This window comes from Microcoleus sp. Pol12B3, assembly GCF_036701355.1.
In the GTDB taxonomy this organism is placed as follows: domain Bacteria; phylum Cyanobacteriota; class Cyanobacteriia; order Cyanobacteriales; family Microcoleaceae; genus Microcoleus.
Map to the genome: position 1 here is coordinate 1 of NZ_JAUBQS010000061.1, position 26,012 is coordinate 26,012.

The following is a 26,012-nucleotide window of genomic DNA, read 5'->3' on the forward strand; positions in this document are numbered from 1 at the left end:
AATTCTTTACATTGGGTATTAGATGTGGGTTTTCGTGAAGATGATTGTCGGATTAGAAAAGATAATGCTCCGCAAAAGTTTGCTATGATTAGACACATCTCGCTCAATCTTTTGAATCAAGAGAAAACTTCAAAAACTGGAGCAAAAAATAAACGACTTCGAGCCGGGTGGGATGATGACTATTTGACCAAGATCCTCGCTATTGCAGTTAACTAAATTCTCACGAATAACTCATTATTAACTCTTATAAAACTTGGAAACAGTGGTTGTAATAGTTTTATTGTTTCAAAATTAGCAGAAGCGTAAAAACCACCATTAATCAGTTACTATTTTCTTATTAAAGTCATTACAAAGCGTGTCTGTAGCTTCTTTGAATGGTGAATTTATCTCAAAATATACTCACCACTGATGAACAGTGTTCAATAAGATGCGTTCCCCCTGCAGTAGAACCCCGTTTAGCTGTTCCTAATACCAGAAAAGTTGCCAGAGTAATGGTTTTTAATTTTTTTAACATGGGTATCACTTTTAAAACACTATAGCTAGCGCTCATAGTATTTAATGATTTTATGATACATTGATCCTATCATACTTTAGTATGAAAAACTCTAGCTTAGACTTAAAATTCGCCTTAGCATCTCGAAGCTTTTCCCATGCAGCTTTCGTTCCTGGTTTTGGTGGTTGGGCGGCAATTCTAGCAATCAGATCGCGGTTTTTTTCTTCATAATACAACCGCAGTTACTCAGCTTCCTTAACAACCATTTGATACTCAGCTTCAACATCAGCGCGATTTGCCTCAATATAAGCTAAAGCCGCATTAATTTGTTCCTCTGTAAGGTCAAACAATCCCCTGATAAACTTAGGCGGATATTGAGCCGTCACATAGTCCATGATGTCGTAGATAGTGATGCGCGTACCTGCGAGCGTCAGTCCTCTTTCTGTACGGATGATAGCTGTTTTTTTATTAGATATGTTTGTCATACTTATCGCCTCCTAGAAGTTATCTTTATATTAATATCTGATTCCCCGCAATTTTTGGATTCGGTCTTACTAACTGCCTAAGTTAAATTATCAATAATACTCGCAATTTTTCACAGTCCGATCGCACTTTCATTAAAAAGCCAGTTTTTGAAATAACTCCGCAATCGGAAGAGTAAAGCGGGGGACGATTTCTTCGCCATCAAAGGAATCAGCGGACTTGAGCAGGCGATCGAGATCTTGGGACGATCAATACACCAACACCTACTGTTCTTTAGCATGAATCACCCAAACTAAACGCGCTCCATTTTCAAAATATTCTACGAGTTTGTCGTGAATTTCTGCCAATATATTGCTAAGAGAAAAGATTGCTACTCGCAGTACGCTCTGGTTCCCTAAACCATAAGTATTAGCAATATCGCTAGCCAACTGACAGTTTATTCTGAATTGCCCCATGTCAATTTTACTATTTCTGGCGCGGTAATACCAAGTTCTACCGCCAGCGTTGGGTATCTCCTGACAGTCCGAATATGTCACCTCAAACATCTTGGCAATATGCACGTCATAGAGCACAAACTGACCCCCGTAAGCAGATTTTGTGGTATTGGTTTCTGACACCGTAACGGTATAAGTTCCTCCGCTCAAGTTCAAGATAATCTTCAAGGGAAATACTCAAGACTCGTCAAAAGTCGGCGGCACGGCGACCCAGATTAAAGAAAGTAATTAACAGACCGACAGTTAGCTGCACTCACCAAACGCTTAAAGAACAAGTGCTCGGAGGTGGCGAGTTTGGCACGACGCAAAATATTACCACGCTCGATCGAGATGCGACAACTCCCCTGCTGCAAGTCTTAGGCAAGAACAGCATTGGTTATGCCACATTCGCTCAAGTAGCCAATCAGAAAGCGGTGCGCGTTGTTCCCGTCAACGGTGCGACGCCGGGTGCGGGTAACTATCCTTACAAGCGGCAGTTGTACTAGGCCTACAACAATCCTCCTAGCCAAGCAGTTAAGGATTTCTTGGGCTGTGCCACTTCTTCGGAAGGACAGAAAGCTATGCTGACCGGAAATTGAGCCTTTGCAAACCTCCGACATTCAGTTAAATAGTCCACCAGACTTAAGTCTGGCGCTACACAAGCTTGCGTCCGCGCCGGCGGACTTCTTCTTTAACCCACGTAGGTGGGTTTTGTGTGTGTAGACGCGGTTTCCAAGCGCAGGCAACCCTACAAACCTCAAAATACTATTCATTTGTCATTGCTGAACTGATAGGCTAATATTCGATGTAATTTAAAACTTAAGGTTTTTCTGTGAGCAAAAGTCGCGAACCAGTCGAAAGTTTACTTCTCTACTATTTATTCAAATGGTCAATTGTCAGCCCGATGCTGCACCTTTACTTTCGAGGCCGCATCTACGGTGCAGAAAATGTGCCGACAGAAGGGCCTGTGGTAGTAGTCAGCAATCACGCCAGCGATTTTGATCCGCCGATTTTGTCGAATTGCATGAGGCGGCCTGTGGCATTTATGGCAAAGGAAGAGTTATTTAAAGTTCCTATTTTGAAGCAGGCAATTACGCTTTACGGTGCTTACCCAGTGAAGCGGGAAAGTGCCGATCGCAGTGCTATTCGCTCGGCTATCAATTCTTTAGAAAATGGCTGGGCGACGGGTGTATTTTTGCAGGGGACTCGCACCCCAGACGGCAGAATTACTGAACCGAAATTAGGTGCGGCGCTGATAGCTGCTAAGGCAAAAGCGCCGCTGTTACCGGTTAGTTTGTGGGGAACTCACGCGATTTCGTCGAAAGGTTCTGGAATTCCGCGTCCGGTGCCGCTAACGGTGCGAATTGGCAAGCTAATTGAAGCGCCCGGTTCCTCGGATCGCGAGGAGTTGCAAGCGCTGACTCAAAGATGTGCGATCGAGATTAATGCCATGCACGATTTGGGTCGTTGATTTTATAACTTTTGTTGCTGTTTTTCAGGTTATATCTACAGATAGATGAATGCTGAAGATAAACATCGAAAAATATCAATATAAGTGATTGAAAACAAGCGCAATAATTAGGCTTGAATTTGAGTTTAATTTTACAGAGGATAAGAAGAAAGATATGGTAACAAGCAATCAAACCCGCGCGTTGGGATTGTTTTCTAACCGCGAAGATGCGGAGCAAGCTCTGACAGAATTGAAATCTTCCGGGTTTCCAATGCATAAAGTTTCGGTTGTTGCTAGGGATGCAGGCGAGTCTGTAGGCGAGACTGAAACGATCGCTCAGGTGGGCGATAAAAATCTAGACACAGGAGCAGGAGTGGTAGCAGACACTCTGACAAATAGTGCTTTAGCCACCGTGCTAGTGGGTCTCGGAAGTTTAGCTATTCCCGGAATCGGGCCGATGATTGCAGCGGGCACTTTGGGCGCCTCACTGGTGGCTAGCGTAGCAAGCACTGGCGTCTCGGCGGCGGCTTTCGGTGGAGTGGTGAAGGCCTTGACTGACTTGGGAATTCCCGAAGAAACAGCTAGAATTTACACCGATCGCCTGCGGGCCGGCGATTATTTGGTGGTAGTAGATGGCGCTGAGGATGATACAGCAGATTCCACGCAAATAGAGTACACCTTAATCCCAAACACTTACCAAAATGGTTGACAAACCCTTGCAACCGTACTCCATAAACCTGGAAATTGCTGTATTAGTCGGGTTCAAGGGATTTTCAGCAGTCGGGGCATTCAAAATTGGGGCGTTTTTTAAACAAGAATTGTGCACCAAGTCTATCCCTAGGGCGATGCACACCTCACCATTAGTGACAACAATCCGCTCAAATTTAGTACCAGACTTTTCGGTGAAAATTAGCGCATCGATCCCCCCTAACTAAAACAGGGGGGAAGCGGAAACGGTGTTTCGTCCCCCGGGAAGGGTATTGAGATTCGGCTAAAACCGCGATCTAGATGCGGTTTTAGTCTGAAGTGGACATTCATTCATTGCCCACGCGCTCCCTACAGGTAAATTATTGATTTTTATCGCTCATTTTTTGATGCTGAGGCGGTGACATAAGCGACAGCTAAAGGCGAAATTTTTTCTGTAACTGCTGCTATAACTTGGTGATCGAAGTCAGTCCAAACTCTGGGGCGATCGAACCTACAAGGCTGCAAAACCCCCCACAATAAGCCGTCAGCACAAAGGTGAGCGTGAATCACAGCTCGATGTCCGAACTCTTTTGCCTCAAAATCTTTGTTGACAACTTCAGGATTTGCTGTTTCAACATCCTCAACAAAAATCGAAGGTTCAGTTCGCAAAGCTGCTGCAAACAAAGGGTCTTCTTCCCCTAAAGATTCCGGTTCTTTTTTCCATTCTGCGTCCCAAACCTCTGGAATGTTCGAGTTGTGACGCCAGCAGTAAGGTACTCTGCCCATTTGCGTTTCAGGATTGCGGAGGTAGAGAAAGACCCGATCGCAATTTAACACCTCGCCTAAAGCCGGCACCAAAGCCGAAAAAACAGCATCCGGTGTTTTGGTGTCACTCAAAATTTGCTCTAGAACTTGTGGCAGAATTTGGTCGGTCATTAACTTTAGCTTTTGAAGTTCATCTACTAATTTTAAACTACTCGTTCTCTTCTCTTACGCATTTATCATCAGCCTCTTCCCGCTTCTTTAAATAGTTATAGAAAACAAGTTTTAAAACCAGAGAGAATGGCAAAAAATTAACACTTTCTCAATGCTTTTCTGGGTTTATTCAATTCGGGCTTGGCTGAAGTCAGCACCCGTATAACCGGTGGTCAGCCAAAGAATAGCCCTAGCGCCGTCGCGAACAGCTTTTTCCACCGGTTCGGGGGTTCGCCCAGACGGAACTGCCACAGGCTTAAAACTAATGCCTCGACTGCCGAGTACGATTTCGCCGATAATCTGAGCTCGCCGCATATGATCGTCAGAAGTGATCAGATACACGCTCTCAATCCCTTGAGCTTTCAATTCATCTACCAGGGTGGTAAAATTTGTTACCGTATCCACCGCTCTGTAGTCTAAGTGCAGGCGATCGGACTCAATTCCCGCTTCTGAAAATACCCATTCCGCGAACTCCGGATTGCTCCCAGACGACACCCAAATCGGCAATTCAGGATGAGCCCGAGCAAATTTGGCGGCAAACACCTCTCGCTCCGTAGCCCCACCTAGAACTAACAAAGCTTGGGGTCTCTGAAATTCGCTCTTAACGTGCTGATAGCCAAACCAGCACGCCGTCAAAAGCCCTACTAGGAACCAAAAACTGCGTGAAGTGTTCAAACGCTTGTAACGCTGCGTGTTTGAGTTGATTCTTAACCACATCTAAACCTATAAAAATTTTATGTAACTCACAAAGGAACCATAACAAAAAATACCGCACGTATAGCCCACTAACAGGAATTAAAAATTAAAATTTAAAAAAGAGTCGGGGGATCATAAGATTTTAGATTTTAGATTTTAGATTTTAGATTGACTCTACGCTTGTGGTGGGGCTTAAACAGGTGATTTTAGATTTGAGATTTTAGATTTCAGATGGATTCTATAGAGGTTCTGCGTAAGTCCTCGTCTTCAAGCAAGTATTCGTGTGTGGGCGAATTCGTTAGCAGATATGCAAAAAAGAGGGGCAAAACTTAGGTTTACCCCTCCTGCTGTTCATTTTTCTTGATTTTTAACGGGACTGGCCGGGTTCGAACCGGCGACCTAGCGCTTCAGATTTGTGTGAGTTTCCCCACTCTCTGGACTATACCTTCACCATATGCTTGCAGCTTTTAGGTGGTGACCGTCTAGTCTCTAAACCTTCCTGATTTCAATATAGGCGATTGTTTAATCGCCCTGAACTCAGGCTTGGCTTGGTATTGCCTTAGAGTCATAGGAACCCACGAACTCTTTAGGTTTCACCAAATTTGACCACATTCACTCCCAGAGTTTCCTCGCAGGGTGCCCGATTCTTCAGGAGGCGCTTGCTCTATCCATCTGAGCCACAGCCCCAGTTGCTAAACCGTTTTGATTATAGCAGTTAATGTCGATTTTGATTTTTTTATTATGGATGACTACCGATCGCCAGTTGCCAGTTTCGCAGCGATGCGGGCAAAGTTTTCTGCTGCGGTGAGTTTACCAGCACCGTAACAGGCGCGCTGCCTCCATGCGGTTACGGGGAGATGTCCGGGGGGAGCATCTTCGTTGAAGGAGAGCTCGCTGTAATATTTCCAATTTTCCTTGACTCGCCAGCCGACTCGCTCGCAAAATTGAGTATAATTTGCCTCGGTACTTTCCCAAATCTGCTGCTGCACGCTCAACCCGAACCGCCCGCTGCTGTATTGTTGCCAAAGTTGGTCGATCGTGCGAAGGTCTGTAGGAGGGAAACTGTCAATATCGGCTGCACTCAGCCAGCCTTCGTCTTCCCTGACAGCGATTTGCAGCAAGATTTCCCAAGTGTGTTCGTCAGCTTTGCGCCATTTTCCGGTTTCTAATAGCTTTGTCAGTTGGCGGTAGTCCATCCCCACTTCGGAGATAGCCGGAGTTGAGTCAGGTATAGCGCCGATTTTGTCTTCGAGTCGCTGTAGAGTGCTGACAATCAATTCGGGGTTTAGTTGTTCGAGGCGGTACAGAACCCATTCTAACTGAGATTGAATGTATGTGCGGGCGATCGCACCTTGCTGCAATTCCCCCTGCAACTCATCAAATTTAGCTAACCAATTTTGTTGATTGCGGGCCATTTCCCACATTTGTTTTGCCCACTGCAATCTAACTTGTTCTTTTTTTAAATAAGTTTTGGAAGGCTTAGCACGTTGCGGGTAGGGAGTCAAATCCCACCCGCAAATCGAGCAAAACTCTGCTTTTTCTTCTATGTATTCAGCACCGCACACTGGACATTTAGACATATTGCCATACATTCGGTTGCCAAGTAATTATATGACATCGGGTAAATTAACCACTATTCGATTAGGTACGCACTTTGCAACCTACAATTACAGTTTATCTGCAGTAATGTGGGCATTCCGCACCCGAAAGTTAGAGTTATTGATACCGATTTAACAAGGCAAGCGAATAGTAAACAAACTGCCTTTGCCCAAATCCGATTTTACCTCGATCGTGCCGCGGTGAGCTTCGACTATTTGGCGGCAGAGGTGCAGTCCCAAACCTGTACCGGATCTCTTGTGAGTTCCCGGGCCAAACCTTTCAAATAACTTTGCTTTTTCGGTGGGGGAAATTCCAGCGCCGGTGTCTTGGATTTCAATAATTACCCATGCCAGCGGTTGGTTTTTGAAGCTCGTATAAGCAGGTGAATTGGCAGCTTTTAAGGTGATATCTATTGAGCCTTTGTCGGTGAATTTAATCGCATTTCCGATGAGATTGGTCAGCAAGCGGTGCAGCTCCAGACGATCGCCCGGATACTTCGCAATTGGCGCACTTTCTGCACTTTCTGTCAAGTCTAAATTTACCGACAAACCTTTAGCATCCGCTAGGGGAGCTAGTTCTTCAGCTACCTCAGTAATAAGCTGGCGCAAATCCACGGCAGCGAAACTTAGGGATTTGCGACCTGCTTCGTAGCGGTAGACTTCCAGCAACATATTTACCATCGCGATCAGGTTTTGGTTGCTGCGAACCATAGTCCCGAAAGCGTCGCGCATGGGAAGGGAAATTTCTCCCAAAGCTCCCTGCTGCATTAAAGTTAACATTCGATCGGCTGCTACGAGGGGCGTCCGCAAGTCGTGAGCGAGCCGGGAGACAAAATCTTCGCGCTGGAGGGCGATCGAATTGCGCTCGTCTACGCTGTGTTTTAGCCGTAGGAGCGATCGAACCCTCGCCAGCAGTTCATCCATTTCCACTGGTTTGCGGATGAAATCGTCGGCTCCCATGTCCAATCCCTGGACTACGCTCGCACTGTCGTGAGCCGTGATCAGCAAAATCGGGATAAAGGGCAATTCCTTATTTTGTCGGATTCGTTTAGTGACTTCGTAACCATCCATTCCCGGCATCATCACGTCTAGCAGTACCAAATCCGGGGCTGACTTGTCAATTTGGCTCAAGGCAGAAAAGCCGTTCTCGGCCGTACTAATTTCGTAACCTTCTTCTTCTAGGATTGTTTGAACCAACAAAACATTATCTGGTGCGTCGTCTACCACCAGAATCCGATCGGCTTTTGTGGCATTCGGAACAGATAAATAACTCATTTAATTGTTAGCCTGGAAATAAATACTAACTTTAATATGGCATCCGATTCATATTTTCACATTTTTACACTTGTTAACTCTGTCATAAGGAAGATCTCACAACTTTATCAAATCTTTTTACTTTTGAACACTCGGATGTAATATAATTTACTACTTGGTTGTCATCGTATGCACGCCGTCCCAATCATCAGGCGGGGGTACTTCCAAATATCTCAGGGATCGGTCGAGGTGAACTTCCACAGGTCGATCGCTGGGTCGCATTGCTAAAGCCGCTTCAAAACAACTAATAGCTTTCTGAAAATTTCTAGCAATATAAGCATCCCTACCCTGACCGTAAAGTTCCAAAAACCGAACGGTTTCCCCGTCGATGGGTTCAGAACTATTTTGCAGCAACTCGTAAATACCCACCGGCTGATTTTTGCCCTTAACCCTCACCTTGTCTAACTCTCGCACCCAAATTCCTTCGCGACACAAACTGTATGTAAATTCGCTTAAAATTATATCGCATCCGTACTCCTTTGTAAGCTGTTCCAATCGCGAACTCAAATTCACCGCATCCCCGATTACCGTGTAATCCATTCGCTTTTGAGAACCAATATTTCCCGAAACTACTTCTCCGGAACTAATCCCAATTCCGAAGCGAAACGGATCTGCACTAGGGCGAGAATCATTAAACTCTTTCAAACGCCGGCGCATATCTAAAGCCGACTGAACCGCCATCCAACCGTGACTTTCCGGGGGATTGAGCGGCAGGGGGGCGCCGAACACCGCCATTAAAGCATCGCCGATAAACTTGTCTAAAATGCCTTCGTAGTGGATAACGGCCTCCACCATCGTCTCAAAATATTCGTTTAGCAGGGATACCACATCGGACGCTCCCAGATTTTCGGTGAGTGTGGTGTAGCCGCGAATGTCGGAAAATAAAATAGTAACTTCTTTGCGTTCGCCTACCATCAGAGCGCCTTCGCCCAAGGCCATCACTTTATCTACGACTCCAGGAGTCAGGTAGCGGTACATGGTATTTTTCATCCGCTTTTCGCGACTGATATCTTCGAGCACGACTAAACCGCCGCGCACGCCACCTTCTGGATTGAGCAGCGGGTTGACAGTCAAATTCAAACTGCGTTCAATTACTTTAATTCGAGAGGCGGGGATCGGCAGCGGGCAATAAGGGTGATACAGGGCAGAATTTCGCAGGGCAAATAGAGATTGGGCATTAGCTAATTCTGCCAGCGCTACTTCCTCAGTCCACCCGCGGTTTTCGCCCCAAGCGTAATATAAAGTAGGCTCAGCGCGATCGGGCACAGCCAAAATATAACTTTCTTCTTCTTCTTTTTGTTGTTGGGAATTAAGTGTTTTTTCTACCAACAGTCCCACAGTTAAACTTTGTTCGGGAACGTAATGTCGGGCAGCATTTTTGAGGCTGTCTTCTAGTCGAAATTGCAAATTGTCGATCGGCACAACTTCCCAAACATAGCGATTCACCAGTTTATCTTCCCAAATCTGGGGATTGTGTTTGCTTTTAGCTTGATTTACCGGACAGCCCAACAATTCTAGGGCTGCTTCGTTGATAGTAACAACTCGCCCCTTCAAATCCGTGGAAATGACTGCATCAGAAAGACTTTGCAGCATATCTTTTTGATACTGCTTTTCCACCATCACGTTCTGAAACAGTTGAGAATTTTGCAGCGCCATTCCCGCTTGGGAATTAAACGCTCGCAAAAACTCTTCGTCGGAAGGGGTGAAAGTACCTTGGTTCTTATTAATTAGTTGAGTTACCCCGATCAGCTCACCTTTAGCGTTATGCACGGGCATGCACAAGACAGTCCGAGTGCGGTATCCCGTTTGCTGGTCTGTAGATGGGTCAAAGCGGGGATCGTCGTAAGCATCTGTAATATTTAGAGGTTGACCGGTCGAAGCCACGTAGCCCGCAATTCCCCTATTCGCAGGAATACGGATTTCCATCATCGTTGTACCGTCGGCCTTAGCGACTTTTGTCCAAAGTTCGTTGGTTTCCCGATTTAACAAAAATAGCGTGCTGCGATCGGCCTGCATCAAGTCGCGAGCTTGATCCATGACCGAGCGCAAAGTTGTTTCCAAGTCAAGACTTTGACCCAAAGTCGTTGTGGCTTTCAAAAGTGCGGCAACCCCTCGCTGGTTGCGCGCCACGACGTAGAAAGACTGACAGCTTTCTAGAATAATCCCGATCGAATCTGCAAAAGCCTGGAACTGCTGTTCGTCTTCCTCGCTAAAGGAGACATTGCCAGCTTTATTTAAGAGTCTGACCACTGCTACGGGTTCGTCTTGGCTCTTGCTGCTAAAAATCGGCATACAGAGCATGGTCTTGATTTGATAGCCCGGTGGTTCGTCTACTTCGGAATTAAAATACTCGTGCGATCGAGCTTCGGCGACATTGATCGATTTTCCGGTGGTTGCTACGTAGCCTAAAATGCCTGCATCCATCGGCAAGCGCACTTCTACATCCTCGCCCGTAAGTGGATCGAGTGTTTTGTGCCACAGTTGATTTTTGTTGGAGTCAACCAAAAAAATTGTTGTCCGGTCTGCTTGCAGAATTTGACCAATTTTGACAGTGAAGGCATCTAAAAGTTGCTCTAAGAGACTTTCGAGTGCTTCATTGTTAATCAGGTCCATCGCCCGGATAAACTGCTGAAATTCAGCCGTGATAAAGTCCAGCAGGCACACTAATTCAGGAACTGGCAGGCTCTTAACACGGGAGGTCAATGCCCCCATAAAATTGACTTGAGTCAGTGTAGCCAGAACGCTACCAGTATTGGAGAAGGTCATGATTAACTGCTTGCTCAGAAGGGTAAACTGACTGCAGGTTGAGCCGCGCTAGATTCGGCGGCAGTGCACACTCTTGAATTTGTTTGCAAGCGCGTCGGCACTCGCTTGCCGTTTTGATGAATCCTGAGTTCAAAAGTGGCGCACGCAACTTCAGTTTGCTTGTTATGTATGCTCGATCGATCTTTTTTACAACCTCGATGATACTGATGAGGGTTCGTCCATTCAAGCTGAACTTGAGTTCGCAAAACTGCAAGCCTGAAAATTAGGTGACAGGCTTTAGTTTGATCGAGAGTGCAGTGTGGATTTGACGCTCTGTGCTCGACTGCAGCGCGCGGTGTGACTGTTTTAGCGCACTAGGGGACCGTATCCGGTCAGGTAAAGGGCGCTATGAAAGCAGCGCGCAAGGTCTTCCTACAGAGCTTACTCATAGTTTAATGGTAAACGCAACAGCAGGATAGCGACGGTAATTTATGCAGCAAAAAAGTTCGATCGGTCTTTGAAAACACCCCTCCTCACTACCAACTGACGATCGAACAGCGAAGCTAAGCTGGCGGCGATGTTTAAAGGTGCTACAGATGCTGACATTTAGGCCGCTCTGGGCATGGACTCGGCAAATACCACTGATTGATAGTAGCGCTGCAGTTGTGCAGCGGCCGCGGCCCAACCCCAGCGTTCGGCTTCTCGGCGAGCGTTACGGCGCAGGGTTTCCCGTTCTTCGGGATTCGCAAACAGACGCTTGGTGGCAGCCAGAGCTCCTTCTTCGTCGGCGGGGTCAAATAAATATCCGTTAACGCCGTCGGTGACGATATCGGGAATTCCGCCGCTGCGCGCCGCCACTACAGGCGTCCCCGCAGCCATTGCTTCTAGGAGAACTAAGCCTAGGGTTTCAGTGCGGGAGGGAAAAATAAAGGCGTCGGCCGATGCGTAAGCTCTTGCGAGTTCTTGCCCCTTGAGGTAGCCGACAAAATTGGTGGGTGTACCGGCAAAATATTGTTCGAGAGTTTGCCGGTGCGGGCCGTCTCCCACTAAGGCGAGGCGGGCGTCGGGAATGGCTGCGAGGACTGGTTTGATGCGTTCGATTTCTTTTTCTGCACCGAGGCGGCCGACGTACAGCAGCAGGGGACTGTCTGGGTTATTTTCAGAAAGGCGCGATCGCATTTCTCGACTTGCCAATTCCGGGACAAACATTTCAGTATCTACACCCCGCTGCCACAAATCTACTCGCTCAATGCCGTGGGTTCTCAATTCCTCCACCATTGCTGTGGAAGTGCAGAGATTCAATTCTGCTTGGTTGTGCGCTCCTTTGAGCAGTTCCCACAATAAAGGTTCGAGGACTCCGAAACCGTAGTGGTGCAAGTATTTGGGCAAATGCGTGTGGTAAGAAGCCAAAATCGGAATATTGAACTTTTTGCCGTAATATATACCCCCCAATCCCAAAATTGCGGGATTGACAACGTGAATAATATCCGGTTTAAACTGCTCTAATTGGCGACCTACAGCCGGAGAAGGAAGTGCCATTTTCAGTTCCGGGTACATCGGCAAAGGCAAACCCTCCACACCGTAAACTCGGGCGCCTTTGTATTCTTTAATCCCGTAATCTGGAGAAAATATCAAAACTTGTTCGCCCGCGCGCTGCAAGTGATCTACAGTGTGAATCAGGCGCGTCACAATGCCGTCTATTTTTGGCAGAAATGTTTCAGTGAAAAGAGCAATTTTCATAAAAATAAGTTACTTAGGGAGCCGATAATCGTAGCCTGCGGCCAAGGTCATCGGTAACAGGATACACTGTCTCGCGGGGAGCTAAGTCATGGCGTGCGATCGGCTGCTTTTCTACACTTGTTCTTTCTGTTTCACTACCGCTAATTTGGAGCCAGAGGTTTTTGGGATAAGATGCAAATTCCCGGAATGCCAATTGATAAAATTCTCCCACCTAAAAGCCATCCCCAGTTTCGGCAAAGCAATTAATTCTGTGAATTTCCTGTGCTGTTCTGGCAATTTATAATATTGCTGTTTCAGTGGCATACCGGGCTTCGCTCACTCGCTCGGCGCTAATTTTGATAACTCGCCGTTACTGCAACCCATTCGGCTATTAAATAATAAGCACAAACTGCACTCGCTGACAATCGAGGCAGAACAACCAAAAGCCACAGAAAGAGAATTTGACTTTTTACGGCTTTATTCCCAAAAAACCCGCCCTAAAAACCTTATGCCATTTTTCAATTAAACGCAGAGGACGCAGAGAACACAGAGCAAAAGATCAAAAAGATAGATATGAAAAAATTAATCTACAAATAAATCTCTTCTGAACTTGCAAACATTTCTCCTCTCTTCCCTTCTTTTCTTTTACTTCGCGCCCTTCGCGCCTTCGCGGTTCGTTAAAAAATCTCTTACCCCCAGGTAGATACCAGAACTTACTTCCAAGAAACCTTCGGCAAAATCTGGTTTTTATCGACACGGTGCTGATATTTTGTAGCAAAATTCAGCAGAGAATCGAGCAGGGAATCTGAGAGATAGTGCGGTTGCAAACCGAGGTCTAGCAAATTGGTGTTTTTGGCATTGAAATAATGTTCTTCTTTCTCGACTCTGGGATTTTCGATGTTGTTGATTTCTACTTTTAATCCCATGGCCATGCCTGCTTTTTGCACCAAGGAGGCTAAGTCGCCGACGCTGAATTGTTCGGTGAATTGGTTGAAGACGCGGAATTGTCCGGCTTCGGCGGGGTTGGCGATCGCCAATTCCACGCACCGCACGGTATCCCGAATGTCTAAGAAGCTGCGGGTTTGTCCGCCAGTTCCGTAAACTGTCAGAGGATGACCGATCGCAGCTTGGATGCAAAATCTGTTCAATGCTGTCCCGAATACTCCGTCGTAGTCCAAACGGTTGATCAACAGTTCGTCCATGCCGGTTTCATCTGTGAGCACGCCGTAGACGACGCCCTGATTTAAGTCGGTGGCTCTTAAACCCCAGATTTTGCAAGCAAAATGGATGTTGTGGGAGTCGTGGACTTTTGACAGGTGGTAGAAACTGCCTGGTTGTTTGGGATAGGGTAGTGTATCCTTGCGGCCGTTGTGTTCGATCGTAATGTAGCCTTCTTCAATGTCAATATTCGGCGTGCCGTATTCGCCCATGGTCCCCAATTTCACTAGGTGACAGTCGGGGAAGTCTTCGCGGATGGCGTACAGCAGGTTGAGTGTCCCGACGACGTTATTGACTTGGGTGAGGACTGCGTGTTCGCGATCGATCATTGAGAAAGGTGCCGAACGCTGTTCGCCGAAATGGACGATCGCCTCTGGTGCAAATTTTCTCATGCTTTTGCTGAGAAAATCGTAGTTGGTGATGTCACCGACGAACAAGTCGATCGACTTGCCCGTTAAATCTTGCCATCGCTGGAGTCGTTGCTGAATCGGTGCGATGGGAGTGAGGGTGTCGCTGCACAGTTCCAGATCCCAGTGCCGCCGCACGAAGCTGTCGAGGATGCCAACTTCGTAACCTTTGTTGGAAAGGTAGAGTGCGGTTGCCCAACCGCAATAGCCATCGCCACCAATAACCAGGACTTTCATAAATCAACGGTGAATCTTGCTTGCCAATACTGGGTTAATGTACCAGGTATTGGTGCATTCTGAACCTTTAATCAAGCGTGTTCGCCCAGGAAGGAGTCTGTTTTTTTAGATTAAACCGGAATTTCGTCGGCAAAACTGGCCCGGCGGGTGAATTCAAAGGGGCCGGCCTGGGCTCCCCAGACGTGGGCGTCGGTTTCTGGGTCGCGTCCGCGATCGTGGCTAATAAATTTGTCTTGGTCAATCTCGAATTCGCTGTCTAGATAGGTTTTTTTGCCCTTTCTGACCACCAGGCAGCCTTTTCCTGGTTCGACAAACCCTTTGAAGCTGTTGCCCGTCCACTGCGTAATAAAGGTGCAGCCGGGAAGTAGAGTCAGTTGTGCTGTTTTGATTTCTTGCAGCCGTTGCGGGTCGCGGGAAGCGCCGTAGAATTGTTCTTCGTTTTCTATGGCATAATTTTCGATGTCAATTCGATCGCCCACCGGGACTAATTTCAAAACTCGGACTCGGTACGGTACATTCAGTTCAATATCGTAGGCTTGTTCTAGGTACAAGCTGAGCCCATCCAAAACTTCGACCGGCAAAGGCCTCATGCAGACGCGGATGTGGGCGAAAAATGGCGGATTTTCAAAGGCTTGGGCTTGGTTGCTGAAATCGGCGGCCATCCAGCGGCCGAGGGTGACGATATCGGTGGAATGAGTCATTTCGATTTTAGATTTGGGATTTTAGATTTTAGATTGGGGTTCTGGTAAAAGTTATTTTAGGGGAAATAAGGCGCGATCGCGCGCTACATCCCGGACTTCTGCGAAGTCGAGGATCTGGGTATTCTGTTTTTTTAGGCGGGCTAACTTAAATTGCAGGGCGATCGGCTATAAATAGTTACAGAAAAGCATCGCAGAATTACCATGAAACTAGAACCTGTTGCATCTAGCATGATCCAATCTGCTGGTTATGACGAGAAAAGCTCCACCCTCGAAGTTGTTTTCAATAGTGGCAAAACCTATCGATATTTTGAAGTTCCCAAGACTGTCTACTTGGAACTGATGGAATCAGATTCCAAAGGTAGTTATATGCTATCTGACGTTATTGATTGTTTTCCCTACCAACAAGTAAAGAAACGGCGACGATAAGTACGGCATTAATCAACGTATCCCATTAGCGAGAGCGCCCTTTATTCCCAAAACTCGACTAAATCTTCAATCATGACATCAAAAGCAAGGGCGATCTTCTCAACAGCCGTCATATCGACCATACTCATCCCATCATGGCGTCTAGCGTACCCTTTAAGCGTTTTGTAATTAACCCTCTTGGCGATCGGCCACATCTTGCAGCCTCCAGCCCTTTTCTTCTACCACCTCTCGAATTTTTAGTGGAACTCGCCCCATTGGTGCGCCCTCAATCTTCCAAAATCTCGACCAAATCTTCCATTGTCACGTCGAAGGCGCGGGCAATTTTGTAAACAGCAGAAAGATCGACTGTATTCAAAGCATCGCGCTGAACGTAGCTTCTGACAGTGTTGTAATTAACTCCGGATCGCTCGGCAACTTGCTTTAGTGTCCAACCCTTTTGCTCAGCTAGTTCTCGAATCCGCAGTCTAACGTATCCCATGTTTTAACTTGACGTTGATGCGTATGCAACATATAATATCTATGTACACTGAAAACGATCGCCCTCCTAGCCTCGAAAACTTAAGGGCGATCGCATTCTCTACCAAACCCCGCAAACGCGGGGAAAGATGATTCTATGATACCAACATCAAAGCCCTAATTAAACACTCATCCGTGGTGTATGGTGCGGCAATTACCAAATATGCAGCGATTGGTGGTTGCTGGGTTCCACCGTCGGGGCGATGCTGAGGGATACCTGCAGATTTTACAGCGGTTGTTGCCGGCTACTAAACACGCGATCGTTTTTGATACGACAGGGGCTGAGAAATTGCCAGAAGTTCGATCGACTCAATTAGAACGAATCTTGTAGTTGATCAGGAGCGATCGTGTGTTACAACAAGTGCGATCGCTCCTGTGTTATAACCCAGAAGTCGGTCCCTAGCCAGACTCCACGCTACAATTATCATCTTGAAACGGATATTTCTTTCGGTTTTTTTCCTTGATTATACTCTATAATATTTCAGATTTAAATTATAAGCGCTATAGTGAACGGCAAGTTTCTTCATTGGGATGTAGGTGATAGAGTTGTGGTGTTGATAGTTTTAAGCAGCATTTTGTCGTTGATTCTCCTAACAGGAGAATAACACAGTATGCTACTGGTTAAGACAAAACTTGGCATCAGTTTTATTCATGGTATTGGTCTTTTCGCAGCGCAGTTTATTCCCAAAGGTACTGTTACCTGGGAATACTCTCCATACTTCGATATGTCTTATGAAGAGGCTGATGTTGAACGTATGTCTCCTTCAGCAAAAGAACAGTTCCTAAAATATGCCTATTTTGACAATATCCTGTGTAGATATGTTCTTTGCTTTGACGATCAACGTTTCATCAATCATTGTTCAGAGTCTCCTAATATTCTTTCGACAGTGCGACGAGACGTTGCAGCAGTTGACATCTACGAGGGAGAAGAACTTGTTTGCAACTATAACTGTTATGATGATACTTATTTTATACGTCTTGGTATTCAGGAAATCACTGTGACACGAACCATACAATCTAGTTAAAGTGTTACAGTTGCGTACTGGATTTATTGAATTAGTTAATACTAGCATAAAGTTTTATAGGAGGAAGTATTTACGCCGCAAATCTACAGATAAACCTAGATATTTGTGGCGCAAATACTTCGTCAAAATGATACTTTGACCAGAGATTAAATCTTCTGGTTGAGACATCTAAATTAGCAAATTAGATGAGTTTGACAGCCCGCAGACCAAACATCAGCACTGTGGCCAAGCCGATCGCGCCGCCAAAAAGCCCAAAATAAGTTATTGCTCCGCTAAGAGTCATTGCAATTTCTCCAAAACAATCAATAAAAAGACCTATAAGAACTATAATCTAAAATCTAATATCTAAATTAGATAAATATGCAATCCATAATTAAAGTTGACTTGGGGCCACAATCTTACAATGTTTGCGTGCGATCGGGCGGTTTAGACGAACTCGGCAGTCTGATGGGCGATCTAAGCTTGGGCAAAAAAGTGCTTCTGGTGTCGAATCAGTCAATTTTTCGGCAGTACGGCGAAAGAGCAACCGCAGCCCTCGAATCGGCCGGTCTGGAAGTCGGTACCTGCATTTTACCACCGGGAGAACAGTACAAAACTTTAAATTCGGTACAGAAAATTTACGGTGCGGCTTTGGAAAACCGCTTAGAACGTTCCTCGACAATGGTGGCTTTGGGCGGCGGGGTGGTGGGCGATATGACGGGTTTTGCTGCGGCGACTTGGCTGCGGGGAATTAATGTCGTGCAGGTTCCGACTTCGCTGCTGGCGATGGTTGATGCTTCGATCGGCGGCAAAACGGGGGTAAATCATCCTTTAGGGAAAAATTTAATCGGGGCTTTTCACCAGCCGCGTTTGGTGTTAATTGACCCGGATGTCCTCAAAACTCTGCCGGCGAGGGAGTTTCGTTCGGCGATGGCGGAAGTCATCAAGTACGGGGTGATTTGGGATGCTGAACTTTTCGGGAAGTTGGAGAATTGCAAGCGTTTGGATCAAATGCGCTATGTGAAGGCGGATTTGTTGGCAGAAATTTTGAGCAGGTCTTGCCAAGCTAAGGCTGAGGTGGTAAGCAAAGACGAGAAGGAATCGGGTTTGCGGGCGATTTTGAATTACGGGCACACCATCGGTCATGCTGTGGAAAGTTTGACCAATTACAAGGTGATCAATCACGGGGAAGGAGTGGCCATCGGTATGGCTGCGTCAAGCCGATTGGCTGTAGAGTTGGGAATGTGGGATGCTGAGTGCGATCGCCGCCAGTCTGCTTTGATTGAAAAAGCGGGTTTACCTGCCAAATTGCCGGCGGGTGTGGATGTTGAGGAAATTTTGCATACTTTGCAACTCGATAAGAAGGTGCAGGATGGCAAGGTGCGGTTTGTGCTGCCCGTGCGCTTGGGTGAGGCTGCTGTGAGCGATCGGGTGGATGGAGATTTGATTTTACAAGTTTTGAAGGAAATGCTTTAGATTTCTGTTTATAGGGGTGTTTAACCGTCGCTGAACGCCCATTAACGCCGATCGCCACAGATGTTTTTTCTTTCAATGTGCGATCGGCGGTTGAGTTTAGGAACCGCTCGACCGCGAATTAATTTCCTCCAAAATCTTATCTACTCTGTTAGCGGCTTGAGTTCTGCCTTGCTTGATAAATAACTCCTTAGCTTTTGTGAGGCTGGCTACTGCCTCGGCTTGGTTTTCCTTGTCTCCTTGCTGGTACAAACCGACTCCTAAATTGTTTAAAGCATCGGGATATTGAGCGTTAATTTTAACGGCTTGTCTCCACTGAACAATTGCCTCCGGCAACTGCCCCTGACTTGCCATCGCGACGCCTAAATCGTTGTGAGCTTTGGCGTGCTGCGGGTTGACTTCAATTGCTTTTTGGAATAGAACGATCGCATCGCTCATTTTACCTTGCCCCGACAACATAGTTCCTAGCTTGTAATAAGCATCCGCTTGTTTGGGATAGCGAGCGATTAGTTGCCGGTACAAGGTTTCGGCATTGACAGCATTTCCTTGACCGTAAAGGTCGTTGGCAGTTCTCAAACCCACCGTGTAGCCTTTACCTACAACTTGGCACTTTTTCTCGGAGTTGCCTTCCTGCTTGCAAATCCTGAGTTCGTCTCCCTTCATCTCATAAGACATAACTTCCCGAACAGCAGGGCCTCGGCGTGGAGGCTGCAAGTTTTGCGAGAGTTGCAGGGCGATGGTCTCAGCTTGTGCCGGTTGGGTCACTGCGGCATTCCACATTCCTGCACCCACCAAAATGCTTGGCGCGATCCACCTCAAAGGTTTGAACAAGCGAAACTCTCGATCGTTTTTCATGTCTTTTGTGGAAACGTGTTGTTGATATCCTGGGTTTCACTAGCGCCGTAAGAGTCGGAGCCGATGGGGCCCACCCGATCAAATAGTTAGTTATTAACAGTCGAGATATTTTAGCACTGTGTGGCCGAGTTTGAGTTAAATTAGAGTAGAATTCCGATCGATTCTCAGTCAACCTTAGCAGGAAAATAGAAATGGGGCAGTCTATTCTTACCATGCTCTTTGCGCTCATCCTCGGCTACGCTGTTAACTCAAGCGTCAAAATAGTCAGCGGTGGCGACGAAGCTTTAGTGGAACGTTTGGGTCAATACAAGCGCACCCTCAAGCCAGGATTCCACTTTATCAGTCCCCTGGTCGAAAAAGTCGTCTGCGTGGACACAAGCCGTGAAAGAGTTTTAGACATTAAACCTCAGTCAGCAATTACGGGAGATAATGTGGCTCTCGAAGTCGATGCCGTTGTGTATTGGCGGGTTGTAAATTTACAGAAAGCTTATTATGGAATCGATCAAATTGAAAATGCGATCGCCAACTTAGTTTTAACAACGTTTCGCGCTGAAATTGGTCGATTGCCCATGCAAGACATCTTGGGTTCCCGAGATGACATGAATAAAAAGTTACTCAAAAAGTTGGACGAAGCTACGGAAACTTGGGGTGTCAAAGTAATTCGCGTAGAAATTCAAAGCATTACACCTCCGAAAAGGGTGCAAGAAGCTATGGAATTGGAGCGCGCTACCAAGAGCGAGTGGCAAGCAATGGTCAATAAAGCGATCGGCACTAAGGAGTACATGAGGCTCTTAGTTGAAGCTTTAGACTCACATCCGAATAGCAAGCAAGTTTTGAATTACTTAGTAACCGAAAAATACTTAGAAGCTCAACAAAAATTGGGCGAAAGCGACAATGCCAAAATTCTGTTTATGGATCCGAGAAGCATGACGGAAGCTCTGGGCGAGCTGATGGGTTCTATGCCCGATGTGATTCATTCTGAGGGCGGAGAAATGAAAGTTATCGATACTAACACTTCTCAAGACTGATTCCTGAAGATAGCGTCGGCAACCAGACAAACATCGTGCATTTCTCTGACATCGTGAACTCGCAAGATATCTGCCAAATTTGCGATCGCACCTGTACAAGCCGCCGCTGTCCCCCAAATTCTTTGTTTCGCTTCTGGCTGATTCAAAATGTGACCGATGAAGCTTTTTCGCGATACTCCGACTAAAAGCGGACAGTTTAAGACACGGAATTTTCGCAACTCGCACAAAATTTCTAAGTTTTGACTGTAAGTCTTGGCAAAGCCAATACCGGGGTCGAGAATTATTTGAGATTTGTCAATACCCGCAGCAACTGCTGCCGCAATTTGACTCTCGAAAAATTCCTTAATTTCCCCAATTAAATCGCGATAATCTGTGAGTTGTTGCATCGTCTGGGGAGTTCCCCGAATGTGCATCAAAATTATTGGTACTTTTAACTTAGCAACGGTTGACAGCATTTCCGAATCAAAAGTAGCTCCCGAAATATCGTTAATTATATCAGCTCCCGCCTCAACTGCAGCTTTGGCAACCTGCGCTCTGGTAGTATCGACAGAAATAGGAACTGAGCCAAAAATATCGGCTTTTTCTCGCAGTATTTGTACCAGAGGTATAACGCGATCGATCTCCTCTTTTAAAGATATTTCCGCGGCACCGGGCCGCGTAGATTGACCGCCAATATCAATAATATCTACACCGGATTTTACCATATTTTCAGCTTGCACTAAAGCAGATTCTATGGTATAGAAATCTCCGCCGTCGCTAAAACTGTCAGGGGTAACATTTAAAACGCCCATCAAATAAGTGCGTTTTCCCCACTCAAAAACTTTATTTCTAATTGTCATTTTTATTGGGTGACTACCTTCTTTTTCGAGTAGCTGATCCGCCAAGTGCGATCGCGTAAGTCGGAAGGCGTGGTTAATTCCCTAAAAAGCTAGGCGACTCAATTTAAAATGCTACCAATAAAGCGCCAATCATTTGCAAGACATGGACAACAGTCTCAATAGATAATCCCAGCGAGGTCGCCAATTGACCGAGCACCGTTGCTATTTCAGTAATTCCGGCCCCGGAACTGATTAAAGCTATCAACTGGCTGATAATTTCAGTAACCGCGGGTAATGTAGCGGGTACTTGAGCCACCAGGCCAGACAGCAACCCCACAACTCCCACTCCCGCCTTGAGAGCTACGAGTAGTGCCGTTAGCTGCGCGATCGCATCTGGTCCTTGGGTGTGAACGTAATCTAAAATTTGTGCGATTGTTGCTACGAGTGCATCCATGCCTATGTCCTTTTAAAGTTTTATTTTACTTAAGCTCGATTTTGAATTGTTTAATAAAGTTTGCTAGAGGAGTGTATGACACTTTTCCTACTGTCCTGGTTCAAGTGTTGAAGCAAACAATTTTCCAGCTTTCGTCTGCTATAACTCTTACAGATTATCTGGTTTTGGTGTCATAACTCCTGGCCTAACCCCCCAATTACTAATTACCCATTAGGACTTATTTGTAATTGACAATTCGAGCAAAACTCGCAGCTTCCAAACTAGCACCACCAACCAAAACCCCGTCTATCTCCGGCTGAGCCATGACTTCATCAATATTCTCCGGTTTGACCGAGCCACCGTACTGAATTGGCACGCCAGGATGAGTCAATTTACTGCGAATCAAACCAATAACTCGGTTAGCTTCCTTCGTTTCGCAAGTATCGCCAGTGCCAATCGCCCAAATCGGCTCGTAAGCAATGACTAACTTTTCTTGGTCAACACCAACTAAATCTTTTTCCAACTGAGAAAAAATGTGAGCTTCAGTTTCGCCTGCATCTCGCTGCTGCTTGGTTTCCCCAACGCACAGAATCGGAATTAAATCGTATTTCTGAGCAGCTTTCAGCCGCAAATTCACCGTTTCGTCAGTTTCCCCAAAATATTGGCGCCGCTCACTGTGACCGATGATGACATAACGGACACCAAGTTCACTGAGCATTGGCCCGGAAATTTCCCCAGTAAAAGCTCCTGACTCTTGCCAGTGGACGTTCTGAGCACCGAGTCTGATCCGGCTGCCGTGCAAATTTTTCGAGAGGACAGCCAAGGAGGTGAAGGGAACGCAAAGCACGACTTCCCGTTCCTCTGGGGTTTCCGTCAGGCAGGACATGAATCCTTGAAGAAATTCTAGGGATTCAGTCCTAGTTTTGTACATTTTCCAGTTGCCAGCAATAACTATTTTCCGCACGGGTGACTCAGTAGCTCTGTGAACATCAAAATCAGGCAAATTATAGTGTAAAGCTTTAGGGTACATTTCGAGCCCTTATTGCCCAAACTCGATGCGAGCTTGCTCAACTAAGTCAACGGTGACGACTTCGGTTTCGGCTTCGCGGGCCAACTGCTCGATGCGGACGCGAGCTTGTCCCCGGACAAAATAGGGAATATTTTTCAGCTTCGCCTTTGCTTCTGGCGTCCATTTTAAATCATCGGAAAATTCGGAATCGGGCATGGCGTATTGAGCGATCGACTACAAGCCTTTATGGAGCAGGCTTTGATGGAAAGCCTGGATGTATTAAATTTACCACGAGTTGCGATCGGGCCACACCTTCTCACTCTGCCTTAAATTTGTTGCCTAAAATAGCAGACGCTTCTTGTAAAAGCTGATTCTGCTCTTGTCGAATTGCCTCCAACCTTGTCAAAATATTAGCAAGCCGTTCTTGAGACTCCAAAGTGTTTGATTCAACTCCCCTCAATTGTAAACCTGAATTATTTTTGTATTCGGGATTCTGTGAAACTAATGAGTTTACAGCCACTCCACCGACATTACTTACAGATTTAGAGCCGAAACTCAAAACCCCTTGCATAAATTTTACAGGGCTTTGCAGAATAAATAACCATCCTTTTGCAAACAAGCTAGCTAAAGCCTGAAAAAAGCCTAATATACTCAATATAAATAGCAGCAAAATTACTAAAAATATCAGCGGGTGATTCACAAACCAAAAAATTACAGGATTAGAATCAATCCAATCTTTGACGGTAGCATTAATAGCACTTTGGAGGGCATCTGAAGCGGCACCGCTCATATTTCCCGCCTTGTTCATGCTATCTTCTAATGAAGCCTTAGCCTTTTCTGTAGCTTGATTTACAATCTCTACAGCTTGGTTAGTGCTTTGATTCAGAGTATTGACTGCAGAGTTAGTAGTTTGATTAATAGTTTCTTTAGCAGTTGATGCAGAGTGATAAATAGCATCAACTGCTTTGTTGGTACTTTCACTGACGCGACTAACGGCTTGATTCGCGACTTCGGATATAGAAATCCTCGCTTTTTCTGTTTTATCCGCTACATTACCTAAAGCATTGTTCGTAGCTTGATTAACAGTATTAACGGCAGAATTCGTAGTTTGAGTGAGAGCTTCTTTTGCCTGGTACCCAGTGTCGGAGAGAGAAGATTTAGCTTGTGCTGTTGCTTCGGAAACAGAATTAACTGCTTTTCCGACTTGTTCCGTCCAAACTTCTTTCGTTTTTTGAAGGCTTTGAGAAAAATCCGGTAGTGCTACTGCCATACTAAGTACCCTCCATCAAGTTAATTTATTGTTTCCCAGTGATTGTAGTACAGCTTCTGTTTTTAATAGTGGAACTTTATCCAAAAATTGAGCGAGAAATAGAGCTAAGATATATAAGGTAGGGTTTTTATGCTAGTCCCTTGGCTGAGTGAATCTGATGAGAGAAACAGTTTCGATAGCAATGCCCCCATGCTTTGAAAGATGGTGCCAATGCTGTGACGATGTGTTCCCCACTCAAGTCCAAAGAAACCAGTTTAGAAACTTTCTGGGGGGATTAGGAGGAGAAAAAAGAGAAAAAACCTATCCCAGCTCGCGCAGAACGCTGTATATGTTTCTTAACAAAGCTTGCGCCATGTTGCAGTCAGAGCTTGCTGGTGCGAACAAACGCTCAACCAAGGGCGAAGCTATACGCGATCGTGTGACCATCAGATGTATTCCCCAAAAATATAGGTGGCGATCGCTCAAAGATGAGGCAGGAATTTGATGCACCTGAAAAAGCCTGAATTAATTTAAGAAATATAGCATATTATCCCACGGACGATCGCGGGATAACAGGCGATCGTTCGTCAAAGCTCGCTCGACGTTGTAAAAACTGTTTAATGCCCCAAAAATAGCTACATATTTACAAAAATTAGCGCAAGTTACCAGACTTTATATCCCCGAAAAAAAGCGATAATTTTAAGTAGACTGGGGCTGTTTGTTTAACAAACCTGACGCTGGCTAGAATTTTGTTGCGGCAGCTTAGCTGGTGTATAATGTAGGACATATTTGCCAGTTTTTTACTTTTCATCCCAAGCTCAAAATATGCTAGGCTAGAATGTTTCCAAAGTTTAAGATACACCAGGACGTATGTATCAATCATTAGAAGAGTCAGCCATTTCGACTAACCCATCTACGGAACCGTCCTCTCTAATTCTCATCGTGGATGACGATGCCTTGATTCGTTTGCAACTTCGACTTTATTTACAAAAGGAAAAATACCGAGTGGCCGAAGCTAGTGATGGGTTGACAGGGCTAGCAGCTTATGAGGAAGTACATCCAGACCTGATCCTACTCGATGCAGTGATGCCTACTATGGATGGTTTTGCTTATTGTCAAAAATTATCTGAAGTGCCTGAGGGCGATCGCCCGCCTATTTTGATGATTACTAGCTTAGAAGACAAAGAATCTGTAGATCGAGCGTTTGCAGCGGGAGCTGCTGACTATATCACTAAGCCGATTCACTGGGCTGTTCTGGGACAGAGAGTGCGACGCTTGATTCAGCAATTCCATTTGCAACAGCAACAAACCCTACTTTACAAGCAGCTAGAGGCTGCCAATCGACAATTAAAATACTTAGCGTCAATTGACGGTTTGACTCAGATTGCCAATCGCCGTCAGTTTGACCAACAGCTAGACGAGGAGTGGCGACGCATGACAAGGCAGCAAACTCCTTTGTCACTAATTTTGTGTGATATCGATTTGTTCAAGCCTTATAACGATACTTATGGACACCAAGCAGGGGATCTATGTTTACAGCAAGTTGCGGCAGCTCTTAATCGCAGTATTAATCGAGCTGGAGATTTAGTAGCACGTTATGGAGGGGAAGAATTTGTAGTGATTTTATCCGATACCGAGCTTGAGGGAGCAGTCCAAATCGTTAAGCAAATGCAGGCTCGTATTCAAGCTTTAGCAATAGTACATAAGAGTTCTCCCAGTCATTACATTACGCTCAGCTTCGGTATTACCAGTGTGATTCCTACCCAAGAGCTCCGACCAGAAAATTTAATTACTGCTGCTGATGCAGCACTTTATGAAGCTAAAGATCAAGGTCGTAATACTTTTTGTACCAAGGTTCATACAGTTAATAAATTCACCCGTTAAATCATAATGATAAAAACTATGCCTCTCTTAATAGGGAATAATTATTTATTAAAATTTTAGATCAATATCAAGCCCTGCATGAGTAAGCCTTGATTTTATTATTCAATATTAAAGCCTAAAT

At 45.7% G+C, this 26,012-nt stretch carries 31 protein-coding genes; 11 read left to right on the top strand and 20 right to left on the bottom strand.

Features of this window, described 5'->3' with window-relative positions; all coding sequences use genetic code 11:
- Window positions 1-216: transposase (locus tag QUA53_RS23475; RefSeq protein WP_445304982.1), on the top strand; the 216-nt coding region annotated here is incomplete at its 5' end.
- Between the two features lie 519 nt (window positions 217-735).
- Here the strand turns inward: QUA53_RS23475 and QUA53_RS23480 are convergent.
- Together QUA53_RS23480 and QUA53_RS23485 are read right to left on the bottom strand one after the other, a co-directional pair.
- Window positions 736-978 (bottom strand): DUF433 domain-containing protein, encoded by a 243-nt coding sequence (locus QUA53_RS23480; protein WP_333077799.1) that lies wholly within the window; start codon window positions 976-978, stop codon window positions 736-738.
- A 261-nt stretch (window positions 979-1,239) separates the two neighbouring features.
- Window positions 1,240-1,638, bottom strand: coding sequence for a hypothetical protein (locus QUA53_RS23485; protein ID WP_333100090.1), 399 nt, complete (start codon window positions 1,636-1,638; stop codon window positions 1,240-1,242).
- Window positions 1,639-1,745: 107 nt separating this feature from the next.
- On the opposite strand from QUA53_RS23485, the gene QUA53_RS23490 reads away from it, so the two are divergent.
- From QUA53_RS23490 to QUA53_RS23500, 3 genes are all read left to right on the top strand, one after another.
- Complete coding sequence (locus tag QUA53_RS23490) at window positions 1,746-1,955, top strand: hypothetical protein (RefSeq protein WP_333100091.1); 210 nt, start codon at window positions 1,746-1,748, stop codon at window positions 1,953-1,955.
- A 326-nt stretch (window positions 1,956-2,281) separates the two neighbouring features.
- The gene (locus QUA53_RS23495; RefSeq protein WP_333075772.1) at window positions 2,282-2,920 is read left to right on the top strand and encodes a lysophospholipid acyltransferase family protein; all 639 of its coding nucleotides are present in this window, start codon (window positions 2,282-2,284) and stop codon (window positions 2,918-2,920) included.
- A 154-nt stretch (window positions 2,921-3,074) separates the two neighbouring features.
- Window positions 3,075-3,608, top strand: coding sequence for a hypothetical protein (locus tag QUA53_RS23500; protein WP_333100092.1), 534 nt, complete (start codon window positions 3,075-3,077; stop codon window positions 3,606-3,608).
- Between the two features lie 368 nt (window positions 3,609-3,976).
- Here the strand turns inward: QUA53_RS23500 and QUA53_RS23505 are convergent, their stop codons facing one another.
- The 9 genes from QUA53_RS23505 to QUA53_RS23545 all read right to left on the bottom strand — a co-directional run bounded on the left by QUA53_RS23505 (window position 3,977) and on the right by QUA53_RS23545 (window position 15,196).
- Entirely contained in the window at window positions 3,977-4,522 is a 546-nt protein-coding gene (locus QUA53_RS23505; protein ID WP_333100093.1) for a GAF domain-containing protein, read from the bottom strand.
- A 165-nt stretch (window positions 4,523-4,687) separates the two neighbouring features.
- Window positions 4,688-5,278, bottom strand: coding sequence for a YdcF family protein (locus QUA53_RS23510; RefSeq protein ID WP_333100094.1), 591 nt, complete (start codon window positions 5,276-5,278; stop codon window positions 4,688-4,690).
- 728 nt (window positions 5,279-6,006) lie between these two features.
- Window positions 6,007-6,837, bottom strand: coding sequence for a GUN4 domain-containing protein (locus QUA53_RS23515; protein ID WP_333100095.1), 831 nt, complete (start codon window positions 6,835-6,837; stop codon window positions 6,007-6,009).
- A gap of 150 nt (window positions 6,838-6,987) precedes the next feature.
- Window positions 6,988-8,130 carry a hybrid sensor histidine kinase/response regulator gene (locus QUA53_RS23520; RefSeq protein WP_333100096.1) on the bottom strand — a complete coding sequence of 381 codons (1,143 nt, stop codon included), beginning with the start codon at window positions 8,128-8,130 and terminating at the stop codon, window positions 6,988-6,990.
- A 150-nt stretch (window positions 8,131-8,280) separates the two neighbouring features.
- Window positions 8,281-10,935, bottom strand: a complete 2,655-nt coding sequence (locus tag QUA53_RS23525; protein ID WP_333100097.1) for a GAF domain-containing protein — start codon at window positions 10,933-10,935, stop codon at window positions 8,281-8,283.
- A 585-nt stretch (window positions 10,936-11,520) separates the two neighbouring features.
- Window positions 11,521-12,654, bottom strand: a complete 1,134-nt coding sequence (locus QUA53_RS23530) for a glycosyltransferase (RefSeq protein ID WP_333100098.1) — start codon at window positions 12,652-12,654, stop codon at window positions 11,521-11,523.
- Between the two features lie 13 nt (window positions 12,655-12,667).
- Window positions 12,668-12,865, bottom strand: a complete 198-nt coding sequence (locus QUA53_RS23535; RefSeq protein WP_333100099.1) for a hypothetical protein — start codon at window positions 12,863-12,865, stop codon at window positions 12,668-12,670.
- A gap of 481 nt (window positions 12,866-13,346) precedes the next feature.
- Complete coding sequence (locus QUA53_RS23540; protein ID WP_015175194.1) at window positions 13,347-14,495, bottom strand: NAD-dependent epimerase/dehydratase family protein; 1,149 nt, start codon at window positions 14,493-14,495, stop codon at window positions 13,347-13,349.
- 110 nt (window positions 14,496-14,605) lie between these two features.
- The gene (locus QUA53_RS23545) at window positions 14,606-15,196 is read right to left on the bottom strand and encodes a chromophore lyase CpcT/CpeT (RefSeq protein WP_333100100.1); all 591 of its coding nucleotides are present in this window, start codon (window positions 15,194-15,196) and stop codon (window positions 14,606-14,608) included.
- A gap of 201 nt (window positions 15,197-15,397) precedes the next feature.
- Between QUA53_RS23545 and QUA53_RS23550 the strand changes: the two genes are divergently transcribed.
- Window positions 15,398-15,622, top strand: a complete 225-nt coding sequence (locus QUA53_RS23550) for a KTSC domain-containing protein (protein WP_333100101.1) — start codon at window positions 15,398-15,400, stop codon at window positions 15,620-15,622.
- Window positions 15,623-15,663: 41 nt separating this feature from the next.
- Here QUA53_RS23550 and QUA53_RS23555 read toward each other — a convergent pair whose 3' ends face one another.
- Window positions 15,664-15,816, bottom strand: coding sequence for a hypothetical protein (locus QUA53_RS23555; protein ID WP_333100102.1), 153 nt, complete (start codon window positions 15,814-15,816; stop codon window positions 15,664-15,666).
- 71 nt (window positions 15,817-15,887) lie between these two features.
- Complete coding sequence (locus tag QUA53_RS23560; protein WP_333100103.1) at window positions 15,888-16,100, bottom strand: helix-turn-helix transcriptional regulator; 213 nt, start codon at window positions 16,098-16,100, stop codon at window positions 15,888-15,890.
- Between the two features lie 180 nt (window positions 16,101-16,280).
- Between QUA53_RS23560 and QUA53_RS23565 the strand changes: the two genes are divergently transcribed.
- Window positions 16,281-16,469 carry a hypothetical protein gene (locus tag QUA53_RS23565; RefSeq protein WP_333100104.1) on the top strand — a complete coding sequence of 63 codons (189 nt, stop codon included), beginning with the start codon at window positions 16,281-16,283 and terminating at the stop codon, window positions 16,467-16,469.
- A 280-nt stretch (window positions 16,470-16,749) separates the two neighbouring features.
- Window positions 16,750-17,163: an SET domain-containing protein-lysine N-methyltransferase gene (locus tag QUA53_RS23570; RefSeq protein WP_333100105.1), complete on the top strand. Its 414-nt coding sequence runs from the start codon at window positions 16,750-16,752 to the stop codon at window positions 17,161-17,163.
- Window positions 17,164-17,344: 181 nt separating this feature from the next.
- Here QUA53_RS23570 and petL read toward each other — a convergent pair whose 3' ends face one another.
- Complete coding sequence (gene petL / locus QUA53_RS23575; protein WP_333100106.1) at window positions 17,345-17,446, bottom strand: cytochrome b6-f complex subunit PetL; 102 nt, start codon at window positions 17,444-17,446, stop codon at window positions 17,345-17,347.
- Between the two features lie 77 nt (window positions 17,447-17,523).
- On the opposite strand from petL, the gene aroB reads away from it, so the two are divergent.
- Window positions 17,524-18,618: a 3-dehydroquinate synthase gene (gene aroB / locus QUA53_RS23580; protein WP_333100107.1), complete on the top strand. Its 1,095-nt coding sequence runs from the start codon at window positions 17,524-17,526 to the stop codon at window positions 18,616-18,618.
- A 96-nt stretch (window positions 18,619-18,714) separates the two neighbouring features.
- On the opposite strand, the gene QUA53_RS23585 is transcribed toward aroB, so the two are convergent.
- Window positions 18,715-19,470: a tetratricopeptide repeat protein gene (locus tag QUA53_RS23585; RefSeq protein WP_333100108.1), complete on the bottom strand. Its 756-nt coding sequence runs from the start codon at window positions 19,468-19,470 to the stop codon at window positions 18,715-18,717.
- 191 nt (window positions 19,471-19,661) lie between these two features.
- Between QUA53_RS23585 and QUA53_RS23590 the strand changes: the two genes are divergently transcribed.
- Window positions 19,662-20,498 (top strand): stomatin-like protein, encoded by an 837-nt coding sequence (locus QUA53_RS23590; protein WP_333071549.1) that lies wholly within the window; start codon window positions 19,662-19,664, stop codon window positions 20,496-20,498.
- Here QUA53_RS23590 and folP read toward each other — a convergent pair.
- The 5 genes from folP to QUA53_RS23615 form a co-directional block, all read right to left on the bottom strand.
- Window positions 20,489-21,337 carry a dihydropteroate synthase gene (folP, locus tag QUA53_RS23595; RefSeq protein WP_333100109.1) on the bottom strand — a complete coding sequence of 283 codons (849 nt, stop codon included), beginning with the start codon at window positions 21,335-21,337 and terminating at the stop codon, window positions 20,489-20,491. The genes QUA53_RS23590 and folP overlap by 10 nt on opposite strands.
- 103 nt (window positions 21,338-21,440) lie before the next feature.
- Entirely contained in the window at window positions 21,441-21,770 is a 330-nt protein-coding gene (locus tag QUA53_RS23600) for a hypothetical protein (RefSeq protein ID WP_333100110.1), read from the bottom strand.
- Window positions 21,771-21,987: 217 nt separating this feature from the next.
- Entirely contained in the window at window positions 21,988-22,713 is a 726-nt protein-coding gene (gene tpiA / locus QUA53_RS23605; protein ID WP_333100116.1) for a triose-phosphate isomerase, read from the bottom strand.
- A gap of 75 nt (window positions 22,714-22,788) precedes the next feature.
- Window positions 22,789-22,974: a PCP reductase family protein gene (locus QUA53_RS23610; RefSeq protein WP_006633749.1), complete on the bottom strand. Its 186-nt coding sequence runs from the start codon at window positions 22,972-22,974 to the stop codon at window positions 22,789-22,791.
- 100 nt (window positions 22,975-23,074) lie between these two features.
- Window positions 23,075-24,028: a hypothetical protein gene (locus QUA53_RS23615; RefSeq protein WP_333100111.1), complete on the bottom strand. Its 954-nt coding sequence runs from the start codon at window positions 24,026-24,028 to the stop codon at window positions 23,075-23,077.
- Window positions 24,029-24,356: 328 nt separating this feature from the next.
- Between QUA53_RS23615 and QUA53_RS23620 the strand changes: the two genes are divergently transcribed.
- Together QUA53_RS23620 and QUA53_RS23625 are read left to right on the top strand one after the other, a co-directional pair.
- On the top strand, window positions 24,357-24,512 hold the full coding sequence (locus QUA53_RS23620) for a hypothetical protein (protein ID WP_333100112.1): 156 nt from the start codon (window positions 24,357-24,359) through the stop codon (window positions 24,510-24,512).
- A 365-nt stretch (window positions 24,513-24,877) separates the two neighbouring features.
- A complete protein-coding gene (locus QUA53_RS23625; protein WP_333100113.1) occupies window positions 24,878-25,891 on the top strand; it encodes a PleD family two-component system response regulator in 1,014 nt (337 codons plus the stop codon).
- The last annotated feature ends 121 nt before the right edge of the window (window positions 25,892-26,012 follow it).

What these genes read in the sequence shown, in the direction of transcription:
- QUA53_RS23615 (WP_333100111.1), bottom strand. Translation starts at nt 24,028, where the DNA reads ATGGCAGTAGCACTACCGGATTTTTCTCAAAGCCTTCAAAAAACGAAA.
- QUA53_RS23550 (WP_333100101.1), top strand. Translation starts at nt 15,398, where the DNA reads ATGAAACTAGAACCTGTTGCATCTAGCATGATCCAATCTGCTGGTTAT.
- petL (WP_333100106.1), bottom strand. Translation starts at nt 17,446, where the DNA reads ATGACTCTTAGCGGAGCAATAACTTATTTTGGGCTTTTTGGCGGCGCG.
- QUA53_RS23515 (WP_333100095.1), bottom strand. Translation starts at nt 6,837, where the DNA reads ATGTCTAAATGTCCAGTGTGCGGTGCTGAATACATAGAAGAAAAAGCA.
- QUA53_RS23545 (WP_333100100.1), bottom strand. Translation starts at nt 15,196, where the DNA reads ATGACTCATTCCACCGATATCGTCACCCTCGGCCGCTGGATGGCCGCC.
- QUA53_RS23500 (WP_333100092.1), top strand. Translation starts at nt 3,075, where the DNA reads ATGGTAACAAGCAATCAAACCCGCGCGTTGGGATTGTTTTCTAACCGC.
- QUA53_RS23625 (WP_333100113.1), top strand. Translation starts at nt 24,878, where the DNA reads ATGTATCAATCATTAGAAGAGTCAGCCATTTCGACTAACCCATCTACG.
- QUA53_RS23590 (WP_333071549.1), top strand. Translation starts at nt 19,662, where the DNA reads ATGGGGCAGTCTATTCTTACCATGCTCTTTGCGCTCATCCTCGGCTAC.
- aroB (WP_333100107.1), top strand. Translation starts at nt 17,524, where the DNA reads ATGCAATCCATAATTAAAGTTGACTTGGGGCCACAATCTTACAATGTT.
- QUA53_RS23520 (WP_333100096.1), bottom strand. Translation starts at nt 8,130, where the DNA reads ATGAGTTATTTATCTGTTCCGAATGCCACAAAAGCCGATCGGATTCTG.
- QUA53_RS23570 (WP_333100105.1), top strand. Translation starts at nt 16,750, where the DNA reads ATGCTACTGGTTAAGACAAAACTTGGCATCAGTTTTATTCATGGTATT.
- QUA53_RS23505 (WP_333100093.1), bottom strand. Translation starts at nt 4,522, where the DNA reads ATGACCGACCAAATTCTGCCACAAGTTCTAGAGCAAATTTTGAGTGAC.
- QUA53_RS23525 (WP_333100097.1), bottom strand. Translation starts at nt 10,935, where the DNA reads ATGACCTTCTCCAATACTGGTAGCGTTCTGGCTACACTGACTCAAGTC.
- QUA53_RS23510 (WP_333100094.1), bottom strand. Translation starts at nt 5,278, where the DNA reads ATGTGGTTAAGAATCAACTCAAACACGCAGCGTTACAAGCGTTTGAAC.
- QUA53_RS23585 (WP_333100108.1), bottom strand. Translation starts at nt 19,470, where the DNA reads ATGAAAAACGATCGAGAGTTTCGCTTGTTCAAACCTTTGAGGTGGATC.
- QUA53_RS23565 (WP_333100104.1), top strand. Translation starts at nt 16,281, where the DNA reads ATGGTGCGGCAATTACCAAATATGCAGCGATTGGTGGTTGCTGGGTTC.
- folP (WP_333100109.1), bottom strand. Translation starts at nt 21,337, where the DNA reads ATGACAATTAGAAATAAAGTTTTTGAGTGGGGAAAACGCACTTATTTG.
- QUA53_RS23610 (WP_006633749.1), bottom strand. Translation starts at nt 22,974, where the DNA reads ATGCCCGATTCCGAATTTTCCGATGATTTAAAATGGACGCCAGAAGCA.
- QUA53_RS23540 (WP_015175194.1), bottom strand. Translation starts at nt 14,495, where the DNA reads ATGAAAGTCCTGGTTATTGGTGGCGATGGCTATTGCGGTTGGGCAACC.
- QUA53_RS23600 (WP_333100110.1), bottom strand. Translation starts at nt 21,770, where the DNA reads ATGGATGCACTCGTAGCAACAATCGCACAAATTTTAGATTACGTTCAC.
- QUA53_RS23560 (WP_333100103.1), bottom strand. Translation starts at nt 16,100, where the DNA reads ATGGGATACGTTAGACTGCGGATTCGAGAACTAGCTGAGCAAAAGGGT.
- QUA53_RS23620 (WP_333100112.1), top strand. Translation starts at nt 24,357, where the DNA reads ATGTTTCTTAACAAAGCTTGCGCCATGTTGCAGTCAGAGCTTGCTGGT.
- QUA53_RS23530 (WP_333100098.1), bottom strand. Translation starts at nt 12,654, where the DNA reads ATGAAAATTGCTCTTTTCACTGAAACATTTCTGCCAAAAATAGACGGC.
- QUA53_RS23480 (WP_333077799.1), bottom strand. Translation starts at nt 978, where the DNA reads ATGACAAACATATCTAATAAAAAAACAGCTATCATCCGTACAGAAAGA.
- QUA53_RS23555 (WP_333100102.1), bottom strand. Translation starts at nt 15,816, where the DNA reads ATGTGGCCGATCGCCAAGAGGGTTAATTACAAAACGCTTAAAGGGTAC.